This window comes from Streptomyces sp. NPDC059861 (assembly GCF_042731435.1).
Classification (GTDB): Bacteria; Actinomycetota; Actinomycetes; order Streptomycetales; family Streptomycetaceae; genus Streptomyces.
Genome location: NZ_JBHWJQ010000022.1, coordinates 38,375 through 64,879 on the forward strand (window position 1 = coordinate 38,375; position 26,505 = coordinate 64,879).

Below are 26,505 nucleotides of genomic sequence, written 5' to 3' on the forward strand. Positions count from 1 at the left end.
GTTTACGGTCGCAATACTTGCCTTTGCCAAGTTTTTATGGCTGTACCCCCGATTTAGTTTGCCTGCGGCAACCAACTTTTCTATGGTTGCTCTAAGCAACTGAACTGGGAGAGGTCATGGCAGAGCGGGCGCAGTACGAGGAACTGGCGCGTCAGTTCAGCGCCTTCGGGGCCGTGAAACGGGAGATGGGGCGGATCCTGCCGTCCGAGTGCCCGAGCGGCTCCGCCGCCGTCCTCACGCTGCTCGGCAGGTACGGCGACATGCGGCTGAGCAGGCTCGCCGAGCTGCTCAGCGTCGACATGTCGGTCACCAGCCGCCATGTCGCGCACGTGGCCGGACGGGGCTGGATCGAACGCCTGCCGGACCCGGCGGACAAGCGCTCCCGCATCCTGCACCTGACCCCCAGCGGCCTGGACCAGCTCGACGAGCTGTCCCGGCGGACCACACACCTGCTCGCCCAGCGACTGAGCGACTGGAGCGACGACGAGGTCGGCCGGCTCATCCAGCTCATGACCCGGCTCCGGGCGAGCTTCGACGACTGCACCCGTACACCCGCAAACACGTAGGAGAAAAGGAAGCCCATGGCAACAACCACACCAGCCGGTGTGCGGGCCCACGCCAAGCACGGAGGTGGCGCCCACGGCTCGCACGGCTCCGGCGCCCCGATGACGCACCGGCAGATCATGGAGGCGCTGACCGGACTGCTGCTCGGCATGTTCGTCGCGATCCTGTCCTCGACGATCGTCTCCAACGCCCTGCCCGACATCATCCAGGACCTCGGCGGCGGCCAGAGCGCCTACACCTGGGTGGTCACCGCGTCGCTGCTGGCGATGACCGCGTCCACCCCGCTCTGGGGCAAGCTCGCGGACCTCTTCTCCAAGAAGCTGCTGATCCAGCTGGCCCTGGTGGTCTTCATGCTGGGTTCGGCGGCGGCCGGTCTGTCGCAGAATCCGGCGATGCTGATCACTTTCCGCGCGGTGCAGGGCATCGGCATGGGCGGCCTGTCCTCACTGGCGCAGATCATCCTCGCGGCGATGATCTCCCCGCGTGAGCGCGGACGCTACAACGGCTACCTCGGCGCCACCTTCGCCACCGCCATGGTCGGCGGACCGCTCATCGGCGGTGTCATCACCGACACCGACTGGCTCGGCTGGCGCTGGTGCTTCTACGTCGGCGTCCCCTTCGCCGTCATAGCCCTGATAGTCCTCCAGCGCACCCTGCACCTGCCGGTCGTCAAGCGGCGGGTCAAGGTCGACTGGGCGGGCGCCTTCTTCATCACCGCCGCGGTCTGCCTGCTGCTGGTCTGGGTGACCTTCGCCGGTGACAAGTACGACTGGGTGTCCTGGCAGACGTACGCCCTGGTCGGCGGCACGGTCGCGCTGCTCGCGATCTTCCTGCTGATCGAGACGAAGGCCTCGGAGCCGATCGTGCCGCTGCGGCTGTTCCGCAACCGCACCATCACGCTGGCCTCGCTCGCCTCGCTGTTCGTCGGTATCGCGATGTTCGCCGGCACCATCTTCTTCAGCCAGTACTTCCAGCTGGCCCGCGACCAGTCGCCGACGATGTCCGGCGTCCTGACCATCCCGCTGATCGGCGGTCTGTTCCTCTCCTCCACCGTCTCCGGCCAGGTCATCACCCGCACCGGGCGCTGGAAGGCGTGGCTGCTGGCCGGCGGTGTGCTGGTGACCGGCGGACTCGGCCTGCTCGGCACGATCCGGTACGACACCGAGTACTGGCACGTGGCGGTCTACATGGCGCTGCTCGGCCTCGGCGTCGGCATGATGATGCAGAACCTCGTGCTCGCCACGCAGAACCAGGTGGCCCCGAGCGACCTGGGCGCCGCCAGCTCGGTGGTCAACTTCTTCCGCTCCCTCGGTGGCGCCGTCGGCGTCTCCGCGCTGGGCGCGGTGCTGACCCACCGCATCACGGACTACGTCGAGGAGGGCGCGTCCGCCCTCGACCCGAAGTCGGCCGCCGCGCTCGCAGGTTCCCATTCCAGCGGCAGCATCCCGGACCTGGACGCCCTGCCCGGCCCGCTCCGCACCCTGTTCGAGAGCGCCTACGGCCACGGCATCGCGGACGTCTTCCTCTACGCCGCGCCGGTCGCGCTGCTCGCGCTGGTGTGCGCGCTGTTCATCAAGGAGGTCCCGCTGAGGACCAAGGGCGCGCTGGCGCAGGCCGCCGACGACGAGGTCCCGGCCCAGGCCGCCGCTCCGGCCGGTCAGCCGCTCCCGAGCCGGCCGGTCCTGGCGGACACCGAGGCCGGTCCCGACGGCACCCAGCGGCTCGCGGCCGCCGTCGCCCTGGCCACCGAACCGCCGGTCCCCGGCGGTATCCCGGTCCGCGGTCATGTCCGCGGCGCCGAGAACGCGCCGGTCCCGCAGGCCGCCGTCACGCTGATCTCCCTCTCGGGCCGTCAGCTCGGCCGGTCGGTCGCGCAGGCCGACGGCTCCTACGCGGTGGACGCGCCGGGCACGGGTTCGTACGTCCTGATCGCCTCCGCCGACGGCTTCCAGCCGCAGGCCTCCACCGTGGTCGTGGGCGGGGAGCCGGTGTCGTACGACATCCTGCTCAGCGGCACCAGCGGGCTGACCGGTGTGGTGCGGGCCGCCGGGAACGCGCTGCCGGTGAAGGACGCGATGGTGATCGTCACCGATGTGCGCGGTGACCTGCTGGCCAGCCAGACCACCGGGGAGCAGGGCGAGTTCGGCTTCGCCGAGCTGGTGCCCGGGCCCGTGACGGTCGCCGTCAACGCGGCCGGGTTCCGGCCACGCGCGCTGCCCGTCGAGGTGGGCGGCACCGGCGTCACCCGGGTCGAGGTCGACCTGGACGCGGGGGCCCAGCTGCAGGGGGTCGTACGGGCGCCGCACGGGCCGCTGGCCGACGCGCGCGTGACGCTGGTGGACGCGGCCGGAAACGTCGTCGGCACCGCGACCACCGGGACGGACGGGGCGTACGCCTTCACCGACCTGAACGGCGGCGACTACACGGTGATCGCGACCGGCTACCCGCCGGTGGCGACCGCGCTGACCGTCACCGGCACCGGCGCCGACGGGCACGACATCGAACTCGCCCACCCCGGCGAGTAGTTCCAAGAGGATCAGATCCGGCCCGTGGCGGGTGCCCGTCACGGGCCGGTTCCAGTACAGGGAGTTACGAAGGACATGGGACTGACCGCGAGGATCCGCACCCGGGACGGATGGGCCGTGTCGCACGCGGTCGTCACCGTGACGGACGCGAGGGGCACGCAGGTGCTGCGGGCCGAGGCGGACGCCGAGGGCGCGGTGCGGGACGCGACGCCGCTGGAGCCGGGGGCGTACACCGTCGTCGTCACGGCGGTCGGGTACGTGCCCGCCGCCGCCAGCGCGATCGTCACCGCGAGCGGGCGGGCCGAGGTCGGCGCGGTGACGCTGTCCCGGCAGGGCGGGGCGGAGCTGCCGCCGCCGGGGCCGTGGACCATCGACCCGGCGCACTCCGCGGTGGCGGCCGTCGCGCAGCACCTGGGGATCTCCAGCGTGCGCGGCCGGTTCACGGACTTCACCGGCACGATCGAGATCGCCCCGGACGACATCACCAAGTCCCGCGTCACAGCGGCCATCCGGGCCGCGACCATCGACACCGGCAACGGCATGCGGGACCAGCATCTGCGCTCCCCCGACTTCCTGGACGTCGAGCGGCACCCGCGGATCACCTACCGGTCGACGGGCCTCACGGCGGCCGGTGCCGACCGCTGGACGGTGCACGGCGAACTCGCCCTGCACGGCGTCGTCCGCCCGGTCGACCTCGACCTCGCCTACCTGGGCACCGGCGCCGACCCGTGGGGCGGCACCCGGGCCGCGTTCCGCGCCACGACCGAACTACGGCGCGAGGACTTCGCCATGCACTACAACCAGGTCGTGCAGGCGGGCATCGCCGCCATCGGCACGACGCTCAAGGTGGAACTGGACGTGCAGGCGGTGCAGGGGGAGTCCCTGCCGACGGCGTGAGCCGGCTCCGGCTCACGCCGGGGGGTGCGCGTCCACGAGCCGGCGGGCGAGGTCGCGCAGCTTGATGTTCTCCCGCTGGGAGGCGCGCACGAGGCTCTCGAAGGCCTCCCCCGCGTCCATGTTCATCCGTTCCATCAGGATCCCGGTGGCCTGCCCGATCAGGTCGCGGGTGCGCATGGCCTCGGTGAGCTGCTCGCGCACCGTCGCGGAGTCCAGGGCGATGCTGACGTGCGCGGTGAACAGGCGGCCGATCCGGGTCGCCACGTCGTCGAACACGTGCGGCTTGCGGGCGTAGGCGGTGAGCACGGTCAGGCTGCGTCTGTCGGCCCGCAGCCGCAGCGCCAGCGCCGAGCGCAGCCCGAGGCCGGCCGGACCGTCGCCGCCCTCCTCGGCCTCGCTGTCGGCGAGCCGGACCACGGGGGCGTTCCACAGCCGGGTCCAGTACGGCGGCCGGGCGCCGTCGCTGCTGAACGCCTCGACGGCGCGGACCGGCTCGTCGCTCCAGGCCACCGTGCGACGGTCGCCGTCCCGTTCGATCACGGAGATCGCGGCGTACTCGGCGCCCGGCAGCAGCCGCACCGCGAGCCGCACGGCGGTGGTCAGGGTGGTGTCCGGAGTGAGCGTCTCGTGCAGCTGCTGCGCGGCCACCGTCAGCGCTTCGGCCAGCTCGAAACCAGCTGGAAAACGGTGCAAACCAGAAAACTCGGACGCAGTCACCACGAACCTCTTCAGCGAGCGCGGCCACAAAAGACCGTGCGCAGGAGAGCTCCGCAGCACATTCCCGACTGCGAGCACAGGACGGACAGCACTTTATCTGCTCCGTTGCACTGAGGTGACGCCCGGCTGACGGTCTTTCCGGACACCTTTGAACGGGGCCGCGGGCGTGATGGAATGGGCCGACGGGTCAGGAAGCGGCCTCTTCGGAATTCGGAACCGGACGATCGTCTGCCGTCTGCCATATGCCGTCTGCCAGGTGAGTGCCGTGACCCCCTTCCCGACCCCGTGCCGGGTGCGCGACCTGCCGGGCTGCACCCTGCTCACCCTGCCCACCGAGATCGACCTCGGCAACGGCGCCGCCCTGTACGCGGCGTCGGCCGCCGCCGCCGACGCCCGCGCCGGCGAGCTGCGGCTGCTGGTGCTCGACTTCAGCGGCACCGAGTTCATGGACTCCCAGGGCGCCCGCCTCGTCGCGGACGTCCGCCACCATCTGCCGCCGCACGTCCAGCTCCGCGTGGTGGCGACCCCCGACGGCGTACCGAGCCGGGTCCTGGAGGTGACCGGCGTCCGGCGGGACGTACCGGTGTACGCCGGCCTGGCGGAGGCGCTCGCCGCGTGAACGTACCCCCGGCAGGGTCAGCCTCGGTGGACCCCGCTCCCCCTAGGCTGCCGTCCATGGCACCGAACATCGCGACCAACACCCGCGTCTCGCTCGACGAGCTCCTGGACTTCGTACGTCCCCGCCATCACGCCCTGCTGCTCACCCGCCGCGCCGACGGCGACCCCCAGGCGTCCCCGCTGACCTGCGGGGTCGACGACTCGGGCCGGATCGTCATGTCCACCTACCCGGAGCGGGCCAAGACCCGCAACGCCAGGCGGGACCCGCGCGTCAGCCTCGTCGTCCTCAGCGACGACTGGAACGGGCCCTGGGTACAGATCGACGGCACCGCCGAGGTGATCGACACCCCCGACTCCGTGGAACCGCTCGTGGAGTACTACCGGAACATCGCCGGGGAGCACCCGGACTGGGCCGAGTACCGGCAGGCCATGGTGAAGCAGGGCAAGTCGATCATCCGGGTGACACCGCAGCGGTGGGGCCCGGTGGCGACGGGGGGCTTCCCGGCGCGGTTGGTCGAGGGCGACTAGTCAGCCCCGTTCGACCATGGCTTCGATCCCGGCCACCAGCAGGTCCAGGGCGAAGACGAAGTCCCGGTCCATCATCTCCGCGACCGTGTCGCCGCCGCGGGCCGCCATGAGGTTCCGGGACTCCTCGATGACCTCGGCGGTCTCCGGCACCTCGCTCACCGAGCTCATGGCCTCCTGGAAGTAGTCGTCCGGGGACATGCCGGTCTCGGCGGCGCGGGCGAAGAAGTGGCCCTCGATGGTGCCGTAGCCGTAGACGAACTGGAAGACGGCCGAGATGGCGCCCGTCACGCCGCGCGCCGGCAGCCCGGCGCCGCGGATCACGCGCTGGACCACGCGGGAGAACGCGAGGTGGTTCGGCCCGATGTTGAGGTACGTCCCCGCGAGCGGCGACAGCCAGGGGTGGCGCACCAGCAGCGCCCGGTACTCGGTGGCGAGTGCGCGCAGTTGGTCGCGCCAGTCCTCGGCGGCGTCCGGGTCGGGCAGCCGCAGCTCGCCGAAGGCGGCGTCCAGGGCGAGTTCGAGGAGGTCGTCCTTGGTGTCGACGTACCAGTAGACGGACATCGCCGTGACGCTCAACTCGGTGGCCAGCCGCCGCATCGAGAACTTGGCGAGCCCCTCGGCGTCCAGCAGCCGCACGGTCACCTCGGTGATCCGCTGCCGGTCGAGGCCCGACGGCTGACCGCCCCGGCCGCCACTGCGGCGCGTCCTCTCCTCCAGCCAGACGCTGGTCCGCGCCGCCCGCCCAGCAGCTGCCTTCGTCATCGGCGCACCTTCCTCGACAGTGGTCCCCGCTCACAAGGCTAGGCCGCGCCGCCCCCGAAGGGGCACGGGCTCTCAGGCGTCCGCCGGCTCCTCGCGCTCCGCCGGGTCCTCCCGCTCCGCCCGTTCGGTCTGCTCCCCCCGCTCCCCTCGCTCCGCCCGCTTGAGCAACGCGGCCGCCAGGAGCCCGCCCAGCAGCACGGCCACCGAACCGACCAGCAGGCTGGCCCGCAGCCCGGACGAGAACGCGTCGGTGATCTCCTGCCGCTCCGCCGACGACCCCGCCGAGGCCAGCGCGGCCGGCAGCGACGTCGCGGCGACCGGAACGAGCGCGGCGAACCGGGAGTTGAGCACGGCGCCGAGGACCGCGACGCCCAGGCCGTTGCCGAACTCCGCGAGCGTGCCGTTGATCCCGGCGCCCATCCCGGCCTTGGCGGGCGGAATCGCGCTCATGATGGCGTGCGCCATCGCGGGGTTGGCGATGGCGCAGCCCACGCCGATCAGCACCAGCCCCAGCAGCGTCCCGGCGTACCCCTCGGAGGCCAGCGTCGCGATCGACACGAGCCCGCCCGACATCATCACCATGCCGAGCCCGATGGCGACCGGCGTACCGAGTTCGACCATCCACTTCGCCGACAGCCCCGAGAAGTTGAGCAGCACCACGACGAGGGCGAGCGGCGCCGTCCGCAGGCCGGCCTCCAGCGGCTCGTACCCGAGCACGAACTGGAGATGCTGCGTGAGCAGGAACAGCGCGCCGCCCATGCCGAAGGTGATCAGCACCGCACCGGCCACCGCGCCCGTGAACCGCTGGTCCCGGAAGAAGTGCAGATCGAGCATCGGGTACGGAATCCTGCTCTCCCACCAGGCGAACAGCGCGAGCACGACCACCGCGACGCCCCCACCGGCCAGCACCTGGCCCGACGTCCACCCGTGCTCCGGCCCGGAGATGATCGCGAACACCAGCGAGGCCATGCCGATCGTGGAGAGCAGCGCACCGAGCAGGTCGGGCCGGTCGCCCCGAGGGTTCTTCGACTCGGGCACCAGCGCCACCACCGCGACCAGGCCGACCGCCACGACCGGCAGGTTGATCAGGAAGATCGCGCCCCACCAGAAGTGGTCCAGCATGAACCCGCCGATCAGCGGACCCGTCGCGAAGCCCAGCGCGTTGACGGCGCTCCAGATGCCGATCGCCTTGGGGTGCTCCTCGGGCGCGAAGATCTGCATCGCCACGGCGAGGGTGGTGGTCAGCAGCAGCGCGCCACCGACGCCCATCCCGGCCCGTGCGGCGATCAGCTGTCCGGTGGTGTCCGCGACACCGGCCACCAGCGAGCCGACCCCGAACAGCGCCAGACCGGCGATCAGCATCTTCTTGCGGCCGTAGCGGTCGGCGGCGCCGCCCGCGCTGAGCAGCAGACCCGACTGCACGAGCGAGTAGGCGTTGATCATCCACTGGATGTCGGAGGTGGCCGCGTCCAGCTCCTGGGTCAGGGAGGGGATCGCCACGTTCAGCACGGTGTTGTCCAGCAGCACGGTGAGCTGCGCGAGGCAGATCACCCCGAGGATCAGCCAGCGCTGCGGGTGACCGGCCGGCGTCTGTCCGGGGGCCTTGACGTGGGAGGTCGTCGACATGCCATACACCGTATAGCAGTCCCCATACGGTGTACAAGAGAATCCCGCCGCACGAGCGCCGGCCGACGCCTGTACGACGGGATTCGAGGTGTCGGGCATCAGCTCGCCGGCTGTGTCAGGTCGTAGAACGTGGCCGAACCGGCCTTCACCTCCTTGAAGTTCTCCTGGACCCAGGAGGTGATCTGCGCCGACGTGCTGTCGCCGTCGCCGCCCGTGCCGCCGCCACCGCCGCCACCTCCGGCGACGAAGTAGTGGATCCTGCCGTCCGCCACGTACTGCTGGAACTCGGCCAGGGTCGGCGAGGGATCGGTGCCGTTGAAGCCGCCGATCGCCATCACGGGGTCACCGGTCGCGAGTTGGTGACTCGCGGCGTTCTGGGCGCCGACGGCGGCGGCGACCCAGGTGTGGTCACCCGCGTCCTTCTCCAGCAGTTCCTTCGCCTCGTCGGTGACGCCGGCGCCGTCGAGTATTCCGCCGACTCCCCCCATCCCTCCGGCGCCTTCGCGTGTTCCGCCGCCGGGGAGGGTGTCGCCCTGTCGGTTCCGGCTGTTCTGGCCCTGCTGGTTGGGGAGGCCGCCGGTGCCGCCGGTCGGAGGCCCGCCCATGCCGCCGTCCTGGCCCTGGCCCTGGCCCTGTCCTTGACCCTGGTTCTGGCCGCCGCCCGGGAAGCCGCCCCCGCCGGGGCCGCCCCCCGTGTCGCCGCCGCGAGGGCCACCGCCCATGCCGCCCTGTACGGACGGACCCGCCGTCACGATCGATCCGGTGTGGCCCTCGCCCAGCGTGGTGAGCGTGTACGCGGCCGGTCCGGCCAGCCCCGTCACGGCGGCCAACGCCACGACGGCGAGCGCCGGTCGACGCGCGAGCCGGTTCAGGAACACCAGCCCCAGCGCGGCCGTCGGCCCGACCACCAGCACGACCCACTTGAGCCACGGGAGATAGTCGGAGGAGCGGTTCAGAAGGACGTACCCCCAGGCCGCGGTGGCCGTCGTCGCGGCGGCGAGTGTCAGCGAGACCCAGGTCCGGCCGCGCTCCTGCCACAGCAGGGCCGCGCCCATGCCGACCAGCGGGGCGATGTAGGGGGCCAGGGCGACGGTGTAGTACTCGTGGAAGATGCCCCGCATGAAACTGAAGATCACCATGGTGATCAGCAGCGAGCCGCCCCAGAGCAGGAAGGCCGCGCGGGTGACGTCCGCGCGCCTCAGCCTGCGCGTGAGGACCAGGGCGGCCACCAGCAGGATGAGCGCGGCGGGGATCAGCCACGAGATCTGGCCGCCGATGCCGGCGCCGAACATCCGGTCCCAGCCGGTCTCGCCCCAGCCGCCGCCCCGGCCACCGCCGCCGCCGACGCTGCCGGTCTCCTCGCCGTTGATCCGGCCGAGGCCGTTGTAGCCGAAGGTCAGCTCCATGAAGGAGTTGTTCTGCGAGCCGCCGACGTACGGGCGGGATGACGCCGGCCACAGCTCGACGACCGCCACCCACCAGCCGCCCGCGACGACCATCGCGAGCCCGGCGAGCAGCACCTGCCCGATCCGCCTGCGCACGGTCGTCGGCGCGAGGACGACATACACGAGGGCGAGCACCGGCAGGATCAGGAAGGCCTGGAGCGTCTTGACGAGGAAGGCGAGCCCGATCGCGACTCCGGCCCACACCAGCCACCTGGTCCGCGCCTTCTCCAGGGCGCGCTGGGTGCAGTGGACGGCGGTGGCCATCAGCAGGGCGAGGGCCGCGTCGGGGTTGTTGAAGCGGAACATCAGCGCGGCGACCGGCGTCAGCGCGAGGACCGCGACGGTGAGCAGCCCGGCGAAGGCCGAGAACCGGCGGCGCACGGACGCGTACAGCACACCCGCCGTCCCGACCGCCATCAGCACCTGCGGGAACAGGATCGCGAACGAGTTGAGCCCGAGGAGCCGCACCGACAGGGCCATCGGCCACAGCGAGGCCGGGGGCTTGTCGACGGTGATGGCGTTCGCCGCGTCCAGCGAGCCGAAGAAGAACGCCTTCCACGACTGGCTGCCGGCCTGGACGGCCGCCGAGTAGAAGGAGTTGGCGTATCCGGAGGCGGTGAGGTTCCAGGTGTACAGCGCGCCGACGGCGAGCAGCGCGGCCAGGAAGGCCGGGCGGACCCAGCGGGGGTCCTCGGGGCGTCCTCGCCGGAGCCGTCGCACGAAGGACTGCCCGGGTGCGTCGGACGCGGGCGCCGCCGGTGGGCGGGACGGCGGGGACTGCGGGGCGGTGCTCGTCGTCATCGGAGGTCCCCCTGATCGGTGTCGTGCGGGCGCGTCGCGTCGCCCCAGGTGGTGCGCGCCCCGGCGGCACCGGCGCGGACGGGGTGGGTGGTGGACGGGTACGCCGCTTCGCGCGCGGCGACAGGCGTGCCGTGCTCCCGCCGCTCCGGGAACACCCACGCCCGCAGCAGCAGGAACCGCAGCACGGTCGCCGCGAGGTTGGCGGCGATCAGGACGCCCAGCTCGGTGGAGTGGCCGGGGCTGTCCGTCGCGGTGCCGAGGGCGGCGAGCGAGCCGCTGGTGAGGACGAGGCCGATGCCGAACACGACCAGGCCCTGCGCCTGGTGGCGGACCGCCCCGGCGCGGCCGCGCACCCCGAAGGTGAGCCGGCGGTTGGCTGCCGTGTTGGCCAGCGCGGAGACGAGCAGGGCGAGCGCGTTGGCCGTCTGCGAGCCGCTGAAGCCACGGAAGACGCTGTAGAGCAGCAGGTGGAAGAGGGTGGACAGCCCGCCGACGACACAGAATCCGAGCAGCTGCCGGGCCAGTCCCATGGGCACGCCGGTCAGTTCGCGGTCCCGCGGATCGTCGCCGAACGGCCGGGTCAGCCGGTCCAGCGGCAGCGATCCGGTGGCCAGGGCCCTGCCGACCCGCCACACGCCCTTGAGGTCGTCGGTCGCCGTCCGCACGAGGCGCACGGAGGAGTCGGGGTCGTCGACCCAGTCGACCGGCACCTCGTGGATGCGCAGTCCGGCCCGCTCCGCGAGCACCAGCATCTCGGTGTCGAAGAACCAGCCGCTATCCTCGACGAGCGGCAGCAGCACCTGGGCGACATCGCGCCGGACGGCCTTGAAGCCGCACTGGGCGTCCGTGAAGCGGGCCTGGAGCAAGCCGCGCAGGATGAGGTTGTAGGAGCGGGAGATGAACTCCCGCCCGGCGCCGCGCACCACCCGCGAGGTACGGGCCAGCCGCGAGCCGATCGCCAGGTCGGAGTGGCCGGAGATCAGCGGGGCGACGAGGGGGAGCAGCGCGTTGAGGTCGGTCGACAGGTCGACGTCCATGTAGGCGAGGACCGGGGCGTCGGAGGCCGACCAGACGGTGGCGAGGGCGCGGCCGCGGCCCTTCTGCTCCAGCCGGAAGGCCCGTACCTCCGCGAGCCGCTCCTCCAGCCGCGCGGACACGCGTGGTGTGGCGTCGGTCGAGGCGTTGTCCGCGACGGTGATGCGGAACGGGTACGGGAAGGTCCGCGTCAGGTGCTCGTGGAGCCGGAGCACACAGGGCTGGAGGTCCTTCTCCTCGTTGTGGACGGGAATCACCACGTCCAGGACAGGCGTACGGGCGTCCGTGGCCGGGAGGTGCTCCCGGGCCGGGAGAGGGCCGGGAGAAGAGTCGGTTCGCATGGGACCGACCCTTCTCAAGCCCCCTGTCGCGCCCGTGTGTCGAGGCTGTGGTGCGGCTGTGAGTACGCCGCCTGCCGGTTCGTGGTGGGACCGGACTGCGGGGGGAGCGCGGGCTCCGGTACGGGGACTGGCTCCGGTACGGGGACGGGCTCCGAGCCGTGGACGGGCTCCGAGCCGTGGACGGGATCCGGGGCGAGCGCGGACTCCTGGGCGAGCGCGGGGAGGTGGACCCTGAACACGGTCCGCCCGGGCGCGCTGTCCACGGTCACGGCACCGCCGTGCGCGGCCGCGACGGCCTGCACGATGGCGAGCCCCAGGCCCGTCGAACCCGTCGCCCGGGAGCGTGCCGAGTCGCCGCGCGCGAACCGTTCGAAGACATGCGGGAGCAGTGCGGGCGGGATGCCCTGCCCGTCGTCCTGGACGTCCACGCACAGCCACGGCCCGCGCTCGTGGACCCGCGCGGTGACGGTCGTACCGGGCGGGGTGTGGGTGCGCGCGTTGGCGAGCAGATTGACGAGCACCTGTTGCAGGCGGGCGGCGTCCGCCCGCACCGGCGCGGGTTCGTCGGGCAGGTCGAGCCGCCAGACGTGGTCCGCCCCCGCGACCCGGGCGTCGCTGACGGTGTCCACGACGAGCGGTACGAGATCGGTCTGCTCGAACCGCAGCGGCCGGCCGGCGTCGAGACGGGCGAGCAGCAGGAGGTCCTCGACCAGCAGGGTCATCCGGCCCGCCTCGGACTCGATCCGGCCGAGCGCGTGCCGGGTGTCCGGCCCGGCCTGCTCCCGTCCCCGCCTGGTCAGTTCGGCGTACCCGCGGATGGAGGCGAGGGGCGTGCGCAGCTCATGGCCGGCGTCCGCGACGAACTGCCGTACCCGCGTCTCGCTCCGCTGCCGTGCGCGCAGCGCGTCGTGCACATGGTCGAGCATGCGGTTGAGCGCGGCGCCGACCTGGCCGACCTCCGTCCGCGGGTCGGTCTCGGACTCGGGGACGCGCTCACTGAGGTTGACCTCGCCGGAGTGCAGGGGCAGTTCGGAGACCCGGGTGGCGGTGGCGGCGACCTTGCGCAGGGGGCGCGTGGCGACGCCGACGATGACGGCGCCGGCGAGCGAGGCGGCGATCAGGCCGGCGGCGGTGACGCTGATCTCGACGAGGATCAGCGTCCGGATGGTGCTGGTGACGTCGGCGGTGGACAGGGCCACGTAGTAGCCGGTGCCGTCGCCGCCTGTGCGGTACTCGACGCGGTAGCGGCCCAGCCCCGGGATGTCCACGGTGTGCCTGCGGCCGTCTCGCGCCACGGAGTTGAGCACCTCGATCTGTGCGGCGCTCGGCGTTCCGGCGCTCATCCGGTACGTGTCGGTCTTGTCGCCGACCCTGGCGTCGGTGATCCTGCCGTCGTGCACCTCGGCCGCGATCGTGCCGCTGGCCTGCGGGCCTCGCGTGACGAACTCGGCGAGGTCGGTCCTCGGCTGCTCCCGGTTCTCGGGAATCCCGTCGGCGTCGGGCTTGCCACCGGGCGGTCTGCCCACCGCCCGTGCCATGGCCTCGCCGAGCCGGCCGTCCAGCTGGTCGTAGAGATGGGAGCGCAGCGCGAGCGTCGTGACCGAGCCGATCACCGCGCACACCACCGCGATCAGCACCACCGAGGCGACGACGAGCCGGGTCCGCAGAGTGCGCGGCCGGCCCACCCGCCCAACGCGCCGTCGCGTACGCGGCTGCCGTCGCCGGGTCATGACACGGCAGGCTTGATCAGGTAACCCGCCCCGCGCCGGGTGTGGATCATCGGCTCCCGGCCGGCGTCGATCTTCCGCCGCAGATACGAGATGTACAGCTCGACGACGTTGGCCTGCCCGCCGAAGTCGTAGGACCAGACCCGGTCGAGGATCTGCGCCTTGCTGAGCACGCGCCGCGGATTGCGCATCAGGAAGCGCAGCAGCTCGAACTCGGTGGCGGTGAGATGGATGCCCACGCCGGCCCGCGTCACCTCGTGGCTGTCCTCGTCGAGCGTGAGGTCGCCGACGACGAGCACGGAGTCCGAGTGCCGGTCGGCGGCGCCGGCCCGCCGGATCAGCCCGCGCAGCCGCGCGACGACCTCCTCCAGGGAGAACGGCTTGGTGACGTAGTCGTCCCCACCCGCGGTGAGTCCGGCGATGCGGTCCTCGACGGCTTCCTTGGCGGTCAGGAACAGCACCGGCACGTCCGGCAGCTCCCGCCGCAGCCGGCCGAGCACGGCCAGCCCGTCCATGTCCGGCAGCATCATGTCGAGCACGACGGCGTCGGGCCGGAACTCCCGCGCGGTCCGTACGGCGCCCTGGCCGTCCCCGGCGCTGCGTATCTGCCAGCCCTCGTAGCGCAGGGCCATCGACAGCAGCTCGGTGATCGGCATCTCGTCGTCCACCACAAGCACCCGGACGGGGCTCCCGTCCGGCCTCAGCAGTTCGGTGCGCCCCTGGGGCGAGATCGTGGTCATGCCGAACACCCTGACGGCCGCCTCTTAGAGGGCCCTTGCGGCAACCTGTGATTTGCCTGAGAAACGCACAGGCGGGTGACAGGGGGCACCGGGGAAGCCCTCAGGGACCCGGAGGAGAACTCAGAACAAGCCGTCCTGCAGGGCCTCCGCCCGCGGGAACTCACGGACGGGGAAGGAGAGGGCCCCTGCTGGGCCCGCGGGCGACGGAGCTGCGCCAACAGACCGAGCGGGAGTCGAGGAAGCCGCCGCAGACGACACAGCAGCGCCGGGTGACGGAGCAGCGCCCGGCGAGGGGGCTGCGGCGGGTGAAGTGATCAACTCCCAGCCGCACATGAGCCGTGTGTCCAGCACCACCACGCGTCCGCCGACATCGAGATGCAGATCGGGCCCGGCGGCAGCCACCAGCTCGCCGCTCACCACCCCGCCGGCGACGAGTTCGCTCACTTCTCCGACGGCGCCCGGCGCCCCGTCCAGCCCGAACGCCCGCACATGATCGACGGCCCGGAACGGCTTGCGCTCCAGCGACTCCGGCCACGCCGCGAGAGTGGTGGCCCGCGCGTGCAGCTCCGCGATCTCGGCCGCCCGCTCCGCCTCGGTCTCGGGCAACCCGGCACGCACGGCCCGCTTGGCGGCGTACGGAATCCGATCGGGCACCCGCGACGCGGCCCGCAGCATCTCCTCGGCCCGCCGCGCGGCCATCAAGGGCCCGGCCCCCAGCCAGCTGAAACAGACGGCCCCCTGTTCCAGCAGGCGGGCCTCGCCGCGCTCCACGGCGGTGATCCCGACCTTCACCATCCCGGGCCCGAACCACGCCAGATACACGTGATAGGCCCGCGGCTCGTCGGGCACGGCATCGGCGGCCACGGAATGCGCCCGGTCCAGCCGAGCACACTCCTCGCACCGGGCCCCCGTACTCCTTCCCGCCACGACGACCCCCAGGGGACACGCGTGCCCGCGAGCCCCCACGCACGTCCGGACACCCCCTTCCGCGACGCCGAAGGCGACCCGCTTCCCCCAGCTCAGGGCGCTCCACCGGCCCCCGCTCCAGGCGAGCACGGGTCCACCGCCCGCCCACCGCAGCCCCGAGCACTTCCACACGTCAGCCATCAACGTCCGAGCGTAGGCGCAGCCACTGACAACGGCCGGTCACCTCCGGCCCACCCGCCCGTCCAGCCAGTGACCACCGACCAAGCGGAGCCGACATGTCCAGCCTCTTCCTGCCCTGCCTCCTCCTCACCCTCCTCACCACCACGGCCACCGCGAGCGCGGCCGTCGCCGACCTGATCGGCCACCCCTACCCCAGGGTTCAGGCGGACCGCCTCGGCATCCCGCATTCCTGGATCCGCCCCTTGGGCACCCGCCTCGCGGCGGCCTCGCTCGGGCTCCTGACCGGCCTGGCCGTCCCCGCGCTCGGCACGCTCGCGGCGGCGGGCCCGGTCCTGTGCTTCCTGGCCGCCCTCGGCGCCCACCTGCGGGTCCACGACACCCAACTGGGCGCGTGGTCGGCGTACTTCACCCTGTCCCTGGCGACTCTGCTGCTGAACGTGGCCCACCTGACCGGTCGATGAGGACACCTACCTGGTCAGCAGGACCGCTGCCCCGTGCGGTACCCGACGTTGAAACCGTCCTTGTAACCCCGTCGGTAGTCCCTGCTCTGCTCGGGGAAACCGGTGAGTGCCCGGCGGTTGTCGTGCTGGTCGCACTTACGCTCGCCCTGGCGGAAGCCCTGCTTGAAACCGTCGCTGAAGCCCCGCCTGTAGTCCCGGCTCTGCTCAGGCACCAGCGTCGCCGTACCGACATGAGTCCCACTGGGCGTGGCCGCTGTGGCCTGCTGGAAGGTGACCGGCATCAGACCGAGACTCAAGGCGATGACAGCCGAACTCAGGACGGCGGCCCCTCTTCGTGAAGCGGGCATGCCTGCCCCCTCTCACACGAACTTTGATACGGATATAACAACTCTAATCACCCGTACAGCCGCCGCAACTTGCGCATCCGCACCAGACGTTGCCCTGCGTACGTCCTGCCTTTGTGTCGGCGGGTCAGGGTAGAGGTCGATGTGGGTGGCGCCGTCGATCCAGAACAGTTCCTTCTCCAGGCGGGGCTCTTCACCACGGGCCTGCGCGGTACGGTCCCTCCCGGGCTGCTCCAGCATGCCGCGGATGACGTCCTCGCTCTGACCGCCGCCGAGGCCCTCACGGTGGAGCGCGCCCATGTCCACGCCGCTGACCGCGGCGACGGCCTTGATGCGACGCTCGGTCTGCGCGGCGTAGGGGACGTATCCGCCCGACGCGCAGATGCCCAGGGCGCCGATACGCTCGGGGTCCACCTCTTCGCGGGTGGTCAGGAAGGTCACGGCGCTCCTGATGTCCTCGGCACGGGCGAAGGGGTTCCCCAGGAACCGCGGCCCTCCCTCGCTCTCGCCCTGGTAGGAGGCGTCGAAGGCCACGGCGACGAAGCCCTCTGCGGCCAGCCGCTGGGCGTACAGACCGGCCGTCTGCTCCTTCACCCCGCCGAAGGGGTGTGACACCACGACGGCAGCGCGGCGGCCGCCGGTGTGGCCGTCCGGGAGATGGAGGTGCCCGGCGACCTTCAGGCCGTTGCTGACAGAACTGACGTTCGTCTTCATGATCTGTTTCTTCTGCGCAGAGACTCGGCCTTGCGCCTTCATGGGGGGAGTAGAGGAATTCCGGTGAATCCGTATTTCACGGCCACCCGATACGGGATCGCCGGGCGCAAAGCCGGACTCACACGCCGATCTGCACGCCGGAAGTGGAGGCTTACCACATAGGAGGAAACCTTCCTGTCCACGATCTTCCAGAAGTCGCGCAGCTCGCGTCGATCAGCACCGACTGCTACACCCGCCTCGAACAGGGCAGCCTCCCGGCGTCCGCCCGGGTACTGGCCGCCCTCGCCCGCGCGCTGCGCCTGGACGAGGACCAGCGGACGTATCTGTACGGCCTGGCCGGAAAGGACACCGCCCGACCCCGCCGCCGTACCGCACGATGCGTGCGCCCCCCGTGGCAGCGGATGCTGGACCAGCTCAGCGAATCTCCGACCTTGGCCCCGGGCAGATATATGGACGTTCTCGCATGGAATGCTCTGGCTGCCGCATTGATCACGGACTTCTCGGCGGTTCCGGAATCTCAGCGGAATCACGTCCTTCTCGCATTCCTGGACCCCGCCGTACGGAATCTTTTCGACGACTGGGAGAGCACGGCGCGCACCTGTGTCGCGTTCCTGCGTATGGAAGCAGCCCAGTCGCCCACCGATTCCCGCTTGGCCGCCCTGGCCGGCGAGGTGTCCGTGCGGGACGCGGACTTCCGGCAGTGGTGGGCCTCGCACGACGTCGCGAACAAGACCAGCGGCACCAAGCTCCTGCACCACCCCGTCGCCGACCCGGCTCACCCTCCCACCAGGCCCTGAGCTTCCTCACCTCCTGGACGAGGGGCACACGCGCTCAGGCGGCCACCGGCAACCGAAGTTGAGCCACCGGTCGCACGGCGCATGAGAAAACGCCAGAGGCCCCGGATCTCTCCGGGGCCTCCAACCTGTGTGCACTCGGCAGGATTCGAACCTGCAACCTTCTGATCCGTAGTCAGATGCTCTATCCGTTAAGCTACGAGTGCTTGTCTGTGTTCTGTTTTCCCGCCGCTCCCGGCCCTTCCGGCCCGCTCGCGGCGACAGGAAGAACATTACATGACTGCCGCCGTCATGTGAAATCCGTTAGCCGCACCCCTTGTGACCTGCGCAAACGCCATTCAGAGCCCCGAGACGACCGAAGCCCCGGTCCGGGGAGGACCAGGGCTTCGGTGATGGGCGGAGGCGGAGGGATTTGAACCCTCGATGGGCTTTAAGGCCCAAACCGCATTAGCAGTGCGGCGCCATAGACCGGACTAGGCGACGCCTCCAGCACAGCCGCTCTCGCGTGCGCGAGCGGTGTGTGCAGATGATGACACAGTCGAGCGTGCTGTCACCAATCGCCCCCCACGGTACTAGGCAGCCGGGCCGCAGGGCAAAGGGCTTCCCCGCCGGTGGGGCGCGCGCAACATCCGGGGGCGTGAGGCGTTGGTCAGGTCATGTTGCAGGTCATGAGTCTCACGCTGCCCCGGCTCGCCCTCGCCGCCGGCGCCTCCCTCGCCGCGCTCACCTCCCTGTCCGCACCCGCGGCCGCCGCCCCGCCCTCCCCTCTCCTCGGCCCGCTCGGCTCCCTCGGCCAGCACCGCGGACACCCCCACGCCGAGGCCGATCACCTCACCGTCACCGTCAGCGGTGTGAGCGGTGGTGCCGACGGGACTTTCGAGGTGCGATGCCATCCGAGTGGCGGGAGTCACCCGGACGCCGACGGAGCCTGTCAGACGCTGGAGAGGGAGACCCGGTGGGGACGGGGCGTCTTCGCGCCGGTGCCCCGGGACACCATGTGCACCATGCAGTACGGCGGTCCCGCCACCGCGCGCGTCACCGGGACGTGGGCCGGACGCCCCGTCGATGCCACGTTCGACCGCAGCAACGGTTGCGAGATCGCCCGCTGGGACCGGCTCGTCCCGTTGCTCCCCGAAGCGGGCCACGCCTAGGCGCCCGACAGCCACCGCTTTCACGGACCCACCCATGAGCCTCACCCCTGCCATCCCCGAGCCGCGCCCCCGCCCTCCCCCCGCTCCCTCACGTAAAGATCCGGCGCAGGCGGCGCAAACGGCGCGTGGCGGTGGTGTGCCGAGAGCCGGTACGCACTCCCGTTCGGTGTCACTTCGTCGTGCGACCTCTCTCTCATCCAGCGTCGCGAGGACAACCCCAGCCCTTAGACTCCCTCGCGTGACACGTCGCGGGCAGGTTGGCAAGATGGCCCGAGCGGTCGGCAAGGTGCGGTAACAGGAGGGAAGCGTCTCGTGAGCAGCAGGCCATCCCGAGGCGCTGCTCGCCTCGCAGCCATACTGGACGCGCTGCCCGACGCGTTGGTGCTGGTCAACGCCAACGGGACCGTCGTCAACGCGAACACCATCGCGCTGGAGGCCTTCGAGACGCCCGGCACCGCCCTGGTCGGGCGCGGGCTGCTGGATCTGCTGCCCCAGTTCGACTCGAAGCTCATCCCGGGCTCCATGCGGCGCCCCGACCACATCGACCCGCGCGGGCGGACCAAGCCGACCCGGATGACCGCCCGGCGGACGGACGGCAGCGAGTTCCCCGTCGAGGTCACCAGCGCGAACCTGGAGAACGGTCAGCAGGCCTACGACAGTTACGGCTACACCAGCGACGAGCTGCTGATGCTCGTCGTGCGCGACCTGTCCGGCACCGTCGACACAGAGGCCGAGCTGGCCCGCTCGCAGCGGCAGACCGAGATGATCCTGCGGGCCGCGTCCGAGGGCGTCGTCGGCACCGACACCGACGGCCGGATCGTGCTCGTCAACCCGGCCGCCGCCCAGATCCTCGGCTACCGCGCCGGTGAACTCGGCGGCAAGGAGCTGCACAACCTCGTCCTCCACTCCCGCGCCGACGGTTCGCCCTTCCCGTACGAGGAGTCCGCGCTCGCCGACACCCTGCGCTCCGGGCGCAAGCACCGGGTGCGGGGGCAGGTGTTGTGGTCCAAGGGCGGGGACAAGGTCTCCGTCGACCTCACGACCGCGCCCGTCCGGGACGGCGACCAGCTCGTCGGCGCCGTGATGACCTTCGCGGACCGGCGCCCGTACGACGTCCTCGCCGAGGAGAAGTCCGCCGTCGAGAAGCGGCACGCCGAGGAACTGGAGCGGCTCTCCGAGGAGCACGCCTCGGACCTCACCGCCCTGCGCCAGCAGCACGTCACCGAGCTGGAGGAGCTGCGCGAGCAGCACACGGAGGAGGTGGCGGCCGGCGAGGAGCGGTACGCCGCGCTCGCCGAGCGGGAGAAGGACCGCTACGAGGCCCTGGCCGGGCGCCACGACCAGCTGCTGACGCTGCTCGCCCGCTCGCTGCGCGGGCCGCTCGACGAACTGCGCCGCGATCTCGCGGCCCTCGCCGCCGACGACGCCGGCCAGCTGTGGCCCGAGGCCAACCAGGTCCTGCACCACCTCTCCGCCGGGTACTCCCGGATCACCCAGCTCATCGACAACGTCCTCGCCTACCAGCGGATCGACGCCGGGGCCGAGACGATCACGCGGACGAAGGTCATGCTCGACGCGGTCGTCGCGGCCGGGGTCGACGGCGCCGTCGAACTCGTCGGCCCGGGGCGCGTGCAGTTCGCCGTGCACGCGCCGCCCATCGAGGCCGAGGTCGACCCTCAGCGCCTCGCCACCGCGCTCGCGCATCTCGTCGCGGACGTGGCGGGCGTCGACGCGACCGGCAACGCGCCCGTCTCGGCGGGCGGTTACATGGACAACACGGTCGTGGTCGCGGCGGCACAGCGCGGCGAGGTCGTACGGATCGAGGTGCGCGGGCCGTACGCCGGGGGAGACCCGGTGCACGAGCCGATCGTGCGCGGCATCGTGCGCGCGCACGGCGGTGTGCTCCAGACGCACGAGGTGCCGGGCATGAGCGGCAGCGCGTACGTGCTGGAAGTGCCGCTCGGCGGCGGGGCGGGGGCCGTTGCCGCTCCGGCCGTGCCGGAAGCCGCGCCCGAGGCGGAGGAGACCTCCGGCGGCGGGCGGCGGCGGGCACGGCGTGCCTCCGTGGACGCGTTCCTGGAGATCGAGGGGCCGCAGGCCCAGGCCAAGGCCGCCGAGATCGAGGCCGCCGCTCCGACCGGACGCCGGCGGCGGCGGGCCGCGCCCGAGGTGGCGCCGGCACCCGCTGCGGCCGACCCCGGTGAGGCCGGTGGCGGTACCGGGCGGCGGCGCGGGCGGCCGGCCGAGGGCGCCGAGCTCGCGCTGCCGGGCGCTGCGACGGACGACGCGGCGGGGGACGACGTCAGCGCGGGCGCCGTCGTCACCGCCGCCGAGCATGCCGCGGGGACCGCGGCGGCCGCGAACGGCCTGGGCGGGACGGTACCGCCGCAGGGCGTACCCGGTTCCGGTGGCGGGCGGCGGGCCCGGCGGGCGGCGGGCGAACAGCACGCTCTGCCTGCGGCGTTGCCCGCCGGAGCCCCGGACACCACGGCGGCACCGGCGCCCGACACGTCCGCCGCGGTCGTGCCGGCCGGGGCCGGTGCCGAGGGGCAGCAGCAGTCGACCGGGCGTCGGCGGCGGGCGCTCGCGGCCGCGCAGGAACGGGCCGCCGCGCAGGAGACCGGCCCGCGCACGGTGTTCGCGCTCCCGCCCGCCGAGGCGGATCGGGGTGCGGCGGCTCAGGCGACGGTTCCGGCGCCCGGGCAGCCTCAGGGTCCGGCGCCGGCGGCCGTCCAGGTGCCGGGGCAGGCCGGTCCACAGGCCGTCCCGCAGATCGGCCCGGCGCAGGCACAGATGCAGGCCCATGCCCAAGCACCGGCGCAGACGCAGGTGCAGGCACAGGTGCCGAACCAGGGCTCCCCCGGTGCCGAGCACCCCGACGATCACGGCCGGCACGACGCCGTACCGCACGACCAGTCCGCGGACCACACCCCGCCGCAGCCACATCCGGCGAGCGCGCCGACGGGGCGCCGCCGTCGGGTGGCCGCCCCGCAGGCGGAGGCCAACGGCGGGCCCGCGCAAACGATCCCGGCCCCGTCGATCCCGGCCCAGGCCCAGCCTGCCGTCCAGCCCCAGCCTCAGCCCCATGCGGTCTCCGCCGCCCAGGGTGCTCCGATGGCTCAGCCGCCTCAGGCCGCTCCGGCCGCCCCGCCGCAGAGCGTCCCCGCACAGCAGCAGCCCGGCGTGCCCGCGCAGGGCGTCGCACAGCAGCAGCCCGGCGTGCCCGCGCAGGGCGTCGCACAGCCGCTGCCGGGCGCGACCGGGCCGGCTCGGCAGGCCCCGGCACAGCAGCCCGGCCCCGGCCGGCCCGCCCCCCCGCAGCCCCAGCCGGCGCAGGCCGCCGTACCGCCGCAGGCCCCGGCCGCCGGGCAGCCCCTGCCCGCCGAGGCGGCACCGGCGCACAGCACGCCGCCCCCGCAACAGTGGCCCGCCAGTGCCGGTGCGGACGAGACGCCCGGCGCGGGCACCCCCGTGCCGAAGCAGCAGCCCGGCGCCGCGACCCCCGCGCCGCGGCCCCCGGCCGCCGGTGCCCCGCTGCCTCCGGAGGCGGCGGCCGGGCCGACCGCCGCGACGCAGGCGCGGATGGCGCAGCCGCTGCCCGCCGAGGCCGGCGGTGCCGCCGCTCCGGTGGATCCGAACTCCACGCAGGGCCGGGCGATCAGCGTGCGGACGCTGGGTCAGGGTGTGCCGTTCACGCGGCAGGCGGCCCAGGTGCAGCAGCCGTCGGCCGGGGCCACCCCGCCGCCGCATCAGTCGACCGCCGGTGGCCGGCGCCGCAAGCTGGGCACGCCGCCGGAACCGGCCGCCGCGCGCCCGCACCCGCAGGGCGAGCCGCAGTCCGCCCAGCAGAAGCAGTCGGGGCAGTCACGGCTCGCGGGGCCGGCGAGCGAGGGCGCCGGACGTTCGTACGCCATAGGCGCACCGGACGAGAACGCCGCCGAGGGTCCCGAACCGCTGGACGGTCCCGGCGGGGCCGTCGAGGTCGCCGACCCGCCGCGGCCGCAGCCGATGGACGACGAACTTCCGCCGGAGCCGCTGGACAACCCGCGCCGGCTGCTGGTGTGGCCCGCGCCGGACGTGTCGACACAGCAGGCGCTGAGCGAGCGCGGCTACCGGCCGGTGATCGTGCACTCGCGCGAGGAGGTCGACGCGCAGATCGCCGCGTTCCCGGCGGCGCTGTTCGTGGACCCGCTGACCGGGCCGATCACGCGGACGGCGCTCCAGTCGCTGCGCCAGGCGGCCGTGGCGGCGGAGGTACCGGTCATGGTGACGGCCGGGCTCGGGCAGGCGACGCGCGAGGCGGCGTACGGCGCCGACCCCGCCGTCCTGCTGAAGGCCCTCGCGCCGCGGGACAGCGAGCAGCACCCGCCGCGCGTGCTGCTCATCGAGGAGCACGCGGAGATCGCGCTGGCGCTCACCGCGACGCTGGAGCGGCGCGGGATGCAGGTGGCGCGGGCGGCGAGCGACGCGGACGCGGTGACGCTGGCGGGGCAGTTCCGGCCGAACCTGGTGGTGATGGACCTGATGCAGGTGCATCGGCGCCAGTCCGGGATCGTCGACTGGTTGCGTGCGAACGGGCAGCTCAACCGCACCCCGCTGGTCGTCTACACGGCCGCCGTCGACCAGGCCGACCTGCCGCGGCTCGCCTCCGGCGAGACGGTGCTGTTCCTCGCGGAGCGGTCCACGAGCACGGAGGTGCAGAGCCGGATCGTGGAACTGCTGGCGCGGATCGGGACAAACTGACCGGCGGCTCCGTTCGGTCTGGGGCGGCTGCGCTCGGTCACCTGGAGTCGGAGGCGGACCGGCGGGAGAAGCGTTCGCCGCGGGCCACGTCCTCCTCGGTCAGGACCCGCCCGCACCATTCGCCCCGCCCCGGCGTGCGGTCGTCGAACGGGACGGCGGCGACCGGGCGGAGCGGGATGCCGCGTGCTCAATACGTCAGGTTCATGACGTACTAGACGATCACTCGACCCGGACGGATGCGGCGAACACCGTGCGTCGTGGATCACTCTCAGCGCGCTGTCGGACGCCGCGCCGGCCACCGCGTCCGTACGGCGGTGGAGGCCGCCGCCGTACGGACCTGTGCGTCTCTCAGAGCTGGGTGATGTCCAGCTCCCCCTCGGCGTACCGGCGGCGCAGCACCTTCTTGTCGAACTTGCCGACGCTCGTCTTCGGGACGGCCGGGATGACCGTCCAGCGCTCCGGGAGCTGCCACTTGGCGATCTTGCCCTCGTCGGCCAGGAACGCGCGCAGGGTCTCGAAGTCGGCCGTGGCGCCCTCCTTCAGCACCACCGTGGCCAGCGGACGCTCGCCCCACTTCTCGTCGGGGACGGCGACCACGGCGGCCTCGGCGACGTCCGGGTGGGACATCAGGGCGTTCTCCAGGTCCACCGAGGAGATCCACTCGCCGCCGGACTTGATGACATCCTTGGCGCGGTCGGTGAGGGTGAGGTAGCCGTCGGCGCTGATCGTGCCGACGTCGCCGGTCTTGAGCCAACCGTCCTCGCTGAACTTGTCGGCGGGGCGCAGGGGGTCGGCGTCGGAGCCGTTGTAGTAGGCGCCCGCGATCCAGGGGCCGCGGACCTCCAGCTCGCCGGCGGACTCGCCGTCCCAGGGCAGGCGCTCGCCGCCGGGACCGGTGAGGCGGGCCTCGACGCCCGCCGGGAAGCGGCCCTGGGTGAGCCGGTAGGCGAACTCCTCGTCGGTGCCGACCGCGTGGGCCGGCGGACGGGCGACCGTGCCGAGCGGGGAGGTCTCGGTCATGCCCCAGGCGTGACAGACCCGCATGCCCAGCTCGTCGAAGGCCGCCATGAGCGAGGGCGGGCAGGCCGAGCCGCCGATGGTGACCTGGGTGAGGGAGCGGACGTCACGCGGGTTGGCGGTCAGCTCGGCCAGCAGGCCCTGCCAGATGGTCGGCACCGCGGCGGCGTGCGTCGGCTTCTCCCGCTCGATCATCTCGGCGAGCGGGGCGGGCTGCAGGAAGCGGTCCGGCATCAGCATGTTGACGCCGGTCATGAAGGTGGCGTGCGGCAGGCCCCAGGCGTTGACGTGGAACTGGGGGACCACCACGAGGGAGGTGTCCTCGTCGGTCAGGCCCATCGACTGGGTCATGTTGACCTGCATGGAGTGCAGGTAGATCGAACGGTGACTGTAGACCACGCCCTTGGGGTCGCCCGTGGTGCCGGAGGTGTAGCACATGGCGGCGGCCTGACGCTCGTCCAGCTCCGGCCAGTCGTAGGTGACAGGCCTGTCGGCGATCAGGTCCTCGTACTCGTGCACCTGGACGTCGGCCTCGGCGAGCAGGGAGCGGTCGCCCGGACCGGCGACGACGACGTGCTTGAGCGTCTTCAGATGCGGCAGGAGGGGTGCCAGCAGCGGGAGCAGGGAGCCGTTGGCGATCACCACGCGGTCGGCGGCGTGGTTGACGATCCAGGCCAGCTGCTCCGCAGGGAGGCGAAGGTTCAGGGTGTGCAGGACCGCGCCCATGCAGGGGATCGCGAAGTACGCCTCGACATGCTCGGCGTTGTTCCACATCAGGGTGGCGACCCGGTCGTCGGCCTCGACCCCGAGGTCCTCACGCAGGGCGTTCGCCAGCTGGGCGGCGCGGGCGCCGATCTCGGCGTAGGAGCGGCGCTGCGGATCACCCTCGCCGGTCCAGGTGATCACCTGCGACGATCCGTGGATCGTGGCCCCATGGGTCAGGATCCTTGAGATCAGCAGCGGTACGTCCTGCATGGTGCTCAGCACGGCGGTCCTCCCGGGGCGACATTGCCTACGCGGCGGTAAGGCGTGCGCTGATTCTGCGCACATACCGCGCGGTATGTCACTAGATCCGGCTGATCGATCACCGCACGTTGCCGGACAGAATGCCGCGAGAACGAACAACTCGCCGCTCAGCTCAGCGGACCAGCCCGAGCTCGGCGTCCTCACGCAGCTTGCCCAGCGCCCGTGAGACCGCCGACTTCACCGTGCCGACGGACACATCGAGCACCTCGGCCGTCTGGGCCTCGCTCAGGTCCTCGTAGTACCTGAGGACGACCATCGCCCGCTGCCGGGCCGGGAGTCTCATGATCGCCCGCCACATGGCGTCGCGCAGCGCCTGCTGCTCGGCCGGGTCGTCACCGCCGGTCAGCGGCTCGGGCTCGGGCAGCTCGTCGCAGGCGAACTCGTCCACCCGGCGCTTGCGCCACTGCGAGGTACGGGTGTTCAGCAGCGCGCGGCGGACATAGCCGTCCAGCGCGCGGTGGTCCTCGATGCGCTCCCAGGCGACATACGTCTTGGTGAGCGCGGTCTGCAGCAGGTCCTCCGCGTCGCACGGGTTCGCGGTGAGCGACCGGGCGGTGCGCAGCAGCACGGGCTGGCGGGCCCGGACGTACGACGCGAAGGACGGGTACGTGGGGGTCTGCGTCCGAGGTGCGGCCGCGTTCGAGGCGGTGGTGCAGACGGGTGTGGTCATGGCTACAAGCTAGGTTCGGGACCCCCTCTCGCGGATCGCCCGCAGGTCCCGAAGCCGGGTCCCCCTCAGGGTGTAGAGGTGGGGCCCGCTGCACCTCCTGGAGGTGGACGAGCGGTGGACCCGGCCTGCGGGTGCGCCCCCTAGGGGGCGCG

Annotated in this window: 21 protein-coding genes and 2 tRNA genes; 9 read left to right on the plus strand and 14 right to left on the minus strand. The window is 72.4% G+C overall.

Going from position 1 to position 26,505, the window contains the following annotated elements:
* The first annotated feature begins 116 nt into the window (after window positions 1–116).
* The 3 genes from ACFV6X_RS20395 to ACFV6X_RS20405 all read left to right on the plus strand — a co-directional run bounded on the left by ACFV6X_RS20395 (window position 117) and on the right by ACFV6X_RS20405 (window position 3,986).
* The gene (locus ACFV6X_RS20395; RefSeq protein WP_385385416.1) at window positions 117–566 is read left to right on the plus strand and encodes a MarR family winged helix-turn-helix transcriptional regulator; all 450 of its coding nucleotides are present in this window, start codon (window positions 117–119) and stop codon (window positions 564–566) included.
* A 15-nt stretch (window positions 567–581) separates the two neighbouring features.
* Window positions 582–3,089: an MFS transporter gene (locus ACFV6X_RS20400; protein WP_385385418.1), complete on the plus strand. Its 2,508-nt coding sequence runs from the start codon at window positions 582–584 to the stop codon at window positions 3,087–3,089.
* A gap of 75 nt (window positions 3,090–3,164) precedes the next feature.
* Window positions 3,165–3,986: a YceI family protein gene (locus ACFV6X_RS20405; protein WP_385385419.1), complete on the plus strand. Its 822-nt coding sequence runs from the start codon at window positions 3,165–3,167 to the stop codon at window positions 3,984–3,986.
* 12 nt (window positions 3,987–3,998) lie between these two features.
* On the opposite strand, the gene ACFV6X_RS20410 is transcribed toward ACFV6X_RS20405, so the two are convergent.
* Entirely contained in the window at window positions 3,999–4,679 is a 681-nt protein-coding gene (locus ACFV6X_RS20410) for a GAF and ANTAR domain-containing protein (protein WP_385385421.1), read from the minus strand.
* 289 nt (window positions 4,680–4,968) lie between these two features.
* On the opposite strand from ACFV6X_RS20410, the gene ACFV6X_RS20415 reads away from it, so the two are divergent.
* Entirely contained in the window at window positions 4,969–5,322 is a 354-nt protein-coding gene (locus ACFV6X_RS20415; RefSeq protein ID WP_385385423.1) for an STAS domain-containing protein, read from the plus strand.
* Between the two features lie 56 nt (window positions 5,323–5,378).
* Complete coding sequence (locus ACFV6X_RS20420; RefSeq protein ID WP_385385425.1) at window positions 5,379–5,849, plus strand: PPOX class F420-dependent oxidoreductase; 471 nt, start codon at window positions 5,379–5,381, stop codon at window positions 5,847–5,849.
* Here the strand turns inward: ACFV6X_RS20420 and ACFV6X_RS20425 are convergent, their stop codons facing one another.
* The 7 genes from ACFV6X_RS20425 to ACFV6X_RS20455 form a co-directional block, all read right to left on the minus strand.
* Window positions 5,850–6,611: a TetR/AcrR family transcriptional regulator gene (locus ACFV6X_RS20425; RefSeq protein WP_385385427.1), complete on the minus strand. Its 762-nt coding sequence runs from the start codon at window positions 6,609–6,611 to the stop codon at window positions 5,850–5,852.
* Between the two features lie 72 nt (window positions 6,612–6,683).
* A complete protein-coding gene (locus ACFV6X_RS20430) occupies window positions 6,684–8,237 on the minus strand; it encodes an MFS transporter (RefSeq protein ID WP_385385429.1) in 1,554 nt (517 codons plus the stop codon).
* A gap of 98 nt (window positions 8,238–8,335) precedes the next feature.
* The gene (locus ACFV6X_RS20435) at window positions 8,336–10,483 is read right to left on the minus strand and encodes an ArnT family glycosyltransferase (RefSeq protein WP_385385430.1); all 2,148 of its coding nucleotides are present in this window, start codon (window positions 10,481–10,483) and stop codon (window positions 8,336–8,338) included.
* Window positions 10,480–11,859, minus strand: coding sequence for a glycosyltransferase (locus ACFV6X_RS20440; RefSeq protein WP_385385432.1), 1,380 nt, complete (start codon window positions 11,857–11,859; stop codon window positions 10,480–10,482). Before ACFV6X_RS20440 ends, ACFV6X_RS20435 begins: the two co-directional genes overlap by 4 nt.
* Window positions 11,860–11,873: 14 nt before the next feature.
* Window positions 11,874–13,589, minus strand: a complete 1,716-nt coding sequence (locus ACFV6X_RS20445) for a sensor histidine kinase (RefSeq protein WP_385385433.1) — start codon at window positions 13,587–13,589, stop codon at window positions 11,874–11,876.
* On the minus strand, window positions 13,586–14,326 hold the full coding sequence (locus ACFV6X_RS20450) for a response regulator transcription factor (protein ID WP_385385435.1): 741 nt from the start codon (window positions 14,324–14,326) through the stop codon (window positions 13,586–13,588). Before ACFV6X_RS20450 ends, ACFV6X_RS20445 begins: the two co-directional genes overlap by 4 nt.
* 120 nt (window positions 14,327–14,446) lie before the next feature.
* Window positions 14,447–15,433: a DUF2797 domain-containing protein gene (locus tag ACFV6X_RS20455; RefSeq protein WP_385385437.1), complete on the minus strand. Its 987-nt coding sequence runs from the start codon at window positions 15,431–15,433 to the stop codon at window positions 14,447–14,449.
* Window positions 15,434–15,528: 95 nt separating this feature from the next.
* On the opposite strand from ACFV6X_RS20455, the gene ACFV6X_RS20460 reads away from it, so the two are divergent.
* The gene (locus ACFV6X_RS20460) at window positions 15,529–15,894 is read left to right on the plus strand and encodes a DoxX family protein (RefSeq protein ID WP_385385439.1); all 366 of its coding nucleotides are present in this window, start codon (window positions 15,529–15,531) and stop codon (window positions 15,892–15,894) included.
* Window positions 15,895–15,908: 14 nt separating this feature from the next.
* Here the strand turns inward: ACFV6X_RS20460 and ACFV6X_RS20465 are convergent, their stop codons facing one another.
* Both ACFV6X_RS20465 and ACFV6X_RS20470 read right to left on the minus strand, forming a co-directional pair.
* The gene (locus ACFV6X_RS20465) at window positions 15,909–16,241 is read right to left on the minus strand and encodes a hypothetical protein (protein ID WP_385385441.1); all 333 of its coding nucleotides are present in this window, start codon (window positions 16,239–16,241) and stop codon (window positions 15,909–15,911) included.
* 12 nt (window positions 16,242–16,253) lie between these two features.
* A complete protein-coding gene (locus tag ACFV6X_RS20470) occupies window positions 16,254–16,952 on the minus strand; it encodes an alpha/beta hydrolase (RefSeq protein WP_385385443.1) in 699 nt (232 codons plus the stop codon).
* Between the two features lie 143 nt (window positions 16,953–17,095).
* On the opposite strand from ACFV6X_RS20470, the gene ACFV6X_RS20475 reads away from it, so the two are divergent.
* Window positions 17,096–17,749, plus strand: a complete 654-nt coding sequence (locus ACFV6X_RS20475; RefSeq protein WP_385385445.1) for a helix-turn-helix domain-containing protein — start codon at window positions 17,096–17,098, stop codon at window positions 17,747–17,749.
* A 130-nt stretch (window positions 17,750–17,879) separates the two neighbouring features.
* On the opposite strand, the gene ACFV6X_RS20480 is transcribed toward ACFV6X_RS20475, so the two are convergent.
* Both ACFV6X_RS20480 and ACFV6X_RS20485 read right to left on the minus strand, forming a co-directional pair.
* Window positions 17,880–17,952: transfer RNA gene (locus ACFV6X_RS20480), tRNA-Arg, on the minus strand.
* A 191-nt stretch (window positions 17,953–18,143) separates the two neighbouring features.
* Window positions 18,144–18,234 (minus strand) — tRNA-Ser (locus tag ACFV6X_RS20485).
* A gap of 168 nt (window positions 18,235–18,402) precedes the next feature.
* Here ACFV6X_RS20485 and ACFV6X_RS20490 point away from each other — a divergent pair.
* Window positions 18,403–18,897: an SSI family serine proteinase inhibitor gene (locus ACFV6X_RS20490; protein ID WP_385385447.1), complete on the plus strand. Its 495-nt coding sequence runs from the start codon at window positions 18,403–18,405 to the stop codon at window positions 18,895–18,897.
* Between the two features lie 312 nt (window positions 18,898–19,209).
* Entirely contained in the window at window positions 19,210–23,640 is a 4,431-nt protein-coding gene (locus ACFV6X_RS20495; protein ID WP_385385449.1) for a PAS domain-containing protein, read from the plus strand.
* A gap of 348 nt (window positions 23,641–23,988) precedes the next feature.
* Here ACFV6X_RS20495 and ACFV6X_RS20500 read toward each other — a convergent pair whose 3' ends face one another.
* Together ACFV6X_RS20500 and ACFV6X_RS20505 are read right to left on the minus strand one after the other, a co-directional pair.
* Window positions 23,989–25,644, minus strand: coding sequence for a long-chain fatty acid--CoA ligase (locus ACFV6X_RS20500; RefSeq protein ID WP_385385451.1), 1,656 nt, complete (start codon window positions 25,642–25,644; stop codon window positions 23,989–23,991).
* 151 nt (window positions 25,645–25,795) lie between these two features.
* Window positions 25,796–26,353: a SigE family RNA polymerase sigma factor gene (locus ACFV6X_RS20505; protein WP_385385453.1), complete on the minus strand. Its 558-nt coding sequence runs from the start codon at window positions 26,351–26,353 to the stop codon at window positions 25,796–25,798.
* Window positions 26,354–26,505: the final 152 nt, after the last annotated feature.

Excerpts from the sequence above, each read along its gene's own strand:
- ACFV6X_RS20395 (WP_385385416.1), top strand. The coding sequence starts at position 117 with ATGGCAGAGCGGGCGCAGTACGAGGAACTGGCGCGTCAGTTCAGCGCC.
- ACFV6X_RS20400 (WP_385385418.1), top strand. The coding sequence starts at position 582 with ATGGCAACAACCACACCAGCCGGTGTGCGGGCCCACGCCAAGCACGGA.
- ACFV6X_RS20405 (WP_385385419.1), top strand. The coding sequence starts at position 3,165 with ATGGGACTGACCGCGAGGATCCGCACCCGGGACGGATGGGCCGTGTCG.
- ACFV6X_RS20420 (WP_385385425.1), top strand. The coding sequence starts at position 5,379 with ATGGCACCGAACATCGCGACCAACACCCGCGTCTCGCTCGACGAGCTC.
- ACFV6X_RS20425 (WP_385385427.1), bottom strand. The coding sequence starts at position 6,611 with ATGACGAAGGCAGCTGCTGGGCGGGCGGCGCGGACCAGCGTCTGGCTG.
- ACFV6X_RS20430 (WP_385385429.1), bottom strand. The coding sequence starts at position 8,237 with ATGTCGACGACCTCCCACGTCAAGGCCCCCGGACAGACGCCGGCCGGT.
- ACFV6X_RS20435 (WP_385385430.1), bottom strand. The coding sequence starts at position 10,483 with ATGACGACGAGCACCGCCCCGCAGTCCCCGCCGTCCCGCCCACCGGCG.
- ACFV6X_RS20440 (WP_385385432.1), bottom strand. The coding sequence starts at position 11,859 with ATGCGAACCGACTCTTCTCCCGGCCCTCTCCCGGCCCGGGAGCACCTC.
- ACFV6X_RS20445 (WP_385385433.1), bottom strand. The coding sequence starts at position 13,589 with ATGACCCGGCGACGGCAGCCGCGTACGCGACGGCGCGTTGGGCGGGTG.
- ACFV6X_RS20450 (WP_385385435.1), bottom strand. The coding sequence starts at position 14,326 with ATGACCACGATCTCGCCCCAGGGGCGCACCGAACTGCTGAGGCCGGAC.
- ACFV6X_RS20455 (WP_385385437.1), bottom strand. The coding sequence starts at position 15,433 with ATGGCTGACGTGTGGAAGTGCTCGGGGCTGCGGTGGGCGGGCGGTGGA.
- ACFV6X_RS20460 (WP_385385439.1), top strand. The coding sequence starts at position 15,529 with ATGTCCAGCCTCTTCCTGCCCTGCCTCCTCCTCACCCTCCTCACCACC.
- ACFV6X_RS20465 (WP_385385441.1), bottom strand. The coding sequence starts at position 16,241 with ATGCCCGCTTCACGAAGAGGGGCCGCCGTCCTGAGTTCGGCTGTCATC.
- ACFV6X_RS20470 (WP_385385443.1), bottom strand. The coding sequence starts at position 16,952 with ATGAAGACGAACGTCAGTTCTGTCAGCAACGGCCTGAAGGTCGCCGGG.
- ACFV6X_RS20490 (WP_385385447.1), top strand. The coding sequence starts at position 18,403 with ATGTTGCAGGTCATGAGTCTCACGCTGCCCCGGCTCGCCCTCGCCGCC.
- ACFV6X_RS20505 (WP_385385453.1), bottom strand. The coding sequence starts at position 26,353 with ATGACCACACCCGTCTGCACCACCGCCTCGAACGCGGCCGCACCTCGG.